This window comes from Streptomyces mesophilus (assembly GCF_040300965.1).
Classification (GTDB): domain Bacteria; phylum Actinomycetota; class Actinomycetes; order Streptomycetales; family Streptomycetaceae; genus Streptomyces; species Streptomyces mesophilus_A.
Genome location: NZ_JBEPEW010000259.1, coordinates 3,611 through 6,134 on the forward strand (window position 1 = coordinate 3,611; position 2,524 = coordinate 6,134).

Annotated in this window: 2 protein-coding genes; both read right to left on the bottom strand. The window is 73.3% G+C overall.

Annotated features, from left to right (window positions below):
- On the bottom strand, positions 1 to 723 hold a 723-nt coding region (locus tag ABT367_RS40260; protein ID WP_352258792.1), incomplete at its 3' end, for an AfsR/SARP family transcriptional regulator.
- Between the two features lie 131 nt (positions 724 to 854).
- Complete coding sequence (locus ABT367_RS40265) at positions 855 to 2,102, bottom strand: alanine--tRNA ligase-related protein (protein WP_352258793.1); 1,248 nt, start codon at positions 2,100 to 2,102, stop codon at positions 855 to 857.
- Between the last annotated feature and the right edge of the window lie 422 nt (positions 2,103 to 2,524).

The window sequence follows — 2,524 nt, forward strand, 5'->3', positions numbered from 1 at the left end:
CTGCGCCCCGGTGTTCAGCAACTCGGCGTGCAGCGCCTGTAGTTCCGGTCCAGGATCGGTGCCGAGGCCGTCCGCCAGGGTCCGGCGCACCGCCTCGTACGCCGCCAGCGCGTCCGCGCCACGGCCCGCGTCGCGCAGCGCGCGGATCAACTGCGCGTGCAGCGGCTCGTCATACGGGTGTACGCCGATGAGCTCCCGCACTTCCGGTACGAGCTCACGCCCGCGCCCCAGCCGCAGATCCGCCTCGATCCGCAGACGGGCCGCCTCCAGGCGCTGGGCCTCGGGGCGGGCGGCGGCGGTGCGGTCGGGCAGGTCGGCGAGAGCGGGACCGCGCCAGAGCGCCAGGGCCTCGCGCAGGGTGCGGGCCGCGGTGTCCGCGTCGCCGTGGTCGAGGGCGGACTGTCCGTCCCGTACGAGCGCTTCGAAGCGGTGCAGGTCGATGTCGTCCGGGTCGGCGGCGAGGCGGTAACCGCCGGGGGCGGACGCGATCGCGTCCTTGCCGAGGGCGCGCCGGAGCCGGCCGACGAGGGCCTGGAGCGCGGCGGGGGCGTCGTGGGGCGGGTCCTCGTGCCAGACGTCGTCGATCAGCGCCTCGACGCTCGCGGTGTGCCCTGCGCGCAGGGCAAGGGCGGCGAGCAGGGCACGCAGCCGTGCGCCCCCGAGGGGCACGACTGCGCCCACATCGTCTCGCGCCTCTGTGACGCCCAGGATTCGGTACCGCACGGGGTCATTGTGTCTGGGGGCGGGGGTCGGGGGCGGGGTGGGCGGGTGCGGGCTTTTCTCCCCCACCCCGCCCCTTCCCGAAACCGGGGCTTTGCCCCGGCCCCCTTCATCCGAACTTCGTTCGGATCGCCTCAAACGCCGGCGGGGCTGAAGTCGACCAGCTCCCGAGGCAACCCATGCGTGTCATGCAGGTAGCGGTAGTCGTCCTCCGTCAGGGGGCGGTCCCGGTATTCGGGGCGGGAGAGGGTCTTGCGGCCGCGGTGCAGGAGGCGGCGGAAGCGGGTCTCCTCCTCGTGGAGGACGGTGAGGACGGAGTCCGGGTCGTCCCGCAGGCCGAAGTGGGACTGCGTGCGGGAGACGAGCTCGCGCGGCAGGTCGCCGAGGGTGCGGTCGGGGTCCTCGCGCCAGAGCGTCGTGAGCGTGCGGCGGATCAGCCGGCGCGGGACATAGCCCCGGCCGGTGTTGGACGGGCGGACGCCGTCCCCGTGGATCACGGTGAGCGAGCGCAGGTGGTCGACGACCAGGCGGAGGTCCGACGGCTCGTCGATGTCCCAGAGGCCGGGTACGAGGCGCATCCACGGCTCGAAGAGGTCGGTCCCGTAGACCGAGTCCTTGCCCTGCAGGACGGTCACGAGGCGTTCGAGGCCCATGCCGGTGTCCACGTTCTGCTGCCGCAGCGGCGTGAGGCCCCCGTCCTCGTGGCGGCGGTAGCGCATCATCACGTGGTTCCAGACCTCGACCCAGCGGGGGTCGGTGGTCGGCGTGCCCTGGGGCTCCGTGCCGTCCCCGCCGGTCCAGACGAACAGTTCCGAGTCGGGGCCGCAGGGACCCGTCGGCCCGTTGGACCACCAGTTCTCGTCGCCGCCGGTCAGCTCGACCGGGAGGCCGGTCCCCCGCCACGTATCGAGTGATTCCTCGTCGACGCCGACCTGCTCGTCGCCGCCGAAGACCGTGACATGGAGCCGCTCTCGCGGGATGCCGAAACCCTCGTGCAGCAGCTCGTACCCCCAGCGCAGGCTCTGCGGACCGCCGTAGTCGCCGAGGGACCAGGAGCCGAGCATCTCGAACACGGTGAGGTGCGTGCTGTCGCCCACCTCGTCGAGGTCCGTCGTCCGCAGACAGCGCTGGACGTTGACCAGGCGCCGGCCGAGCGGGTGGGGGCGGCCCTCCAGGTACGGCGTGAGGGGGTGCATGCCCGACGTGGTGAACAGGACCGGATCACCGGGCGGCGGCAGCAGGGTGCTGCCGGTGATCAGCTCGTGCCCGCGCTCACGGAAGAAGCGGGTGAAGGTGTCGACGGTCTGCTCGGTGGTGAGCGGGGTGTGCTGCGGGTTGCGGTCCGGCTCGGTGGTGAGCGGGGTGTGCTGCGGGGTACGCATGGCGGGTGCCCTTTCGGGTCGGGGTGACCGGAAAGGACCGCGCGAAGAGCTGCTGCTTGACGAGGGGTACGACACAGCGGCGCCGGCGATCCGTTTCCGGTCGCCGGCGGTGTGAGGAGTGAGGAGATCAGGCGGCGGCAACCGGCGAGCGGGGCGCTCGCGCGGCTGCGGTGTGCGTATGCATGCGGGTGATCTCCATGTTTTCCACGGTAACAGCGGGTGGCGTGGGTGGGCTCGGGATTTTCGGCGGGTACGCGTCTGCCCCCGCCGGCTCGGGCACGCGTCTGCCCCCGCCGGCTCGGGCACGCGTCTACCCCCGCCGGCTAGGGCTCCGTCTACCCCCGCCCAGCCCCCGCCCGCCCCAGCGCCCCGCGCTGCGGTCCGATCCCGCCCGGTACCGCCCGGGCCCGGGCGGTACCGGG

Coding starts and splice junctions, on each gene's coding strand:
- ABT367_RS40265 (WP_352258793.1), bottom strand. CDS start 2,102: ATGCGTACCCCGCAGCACACCCCGCTCACCACCGAGCCGGACCGCAAC.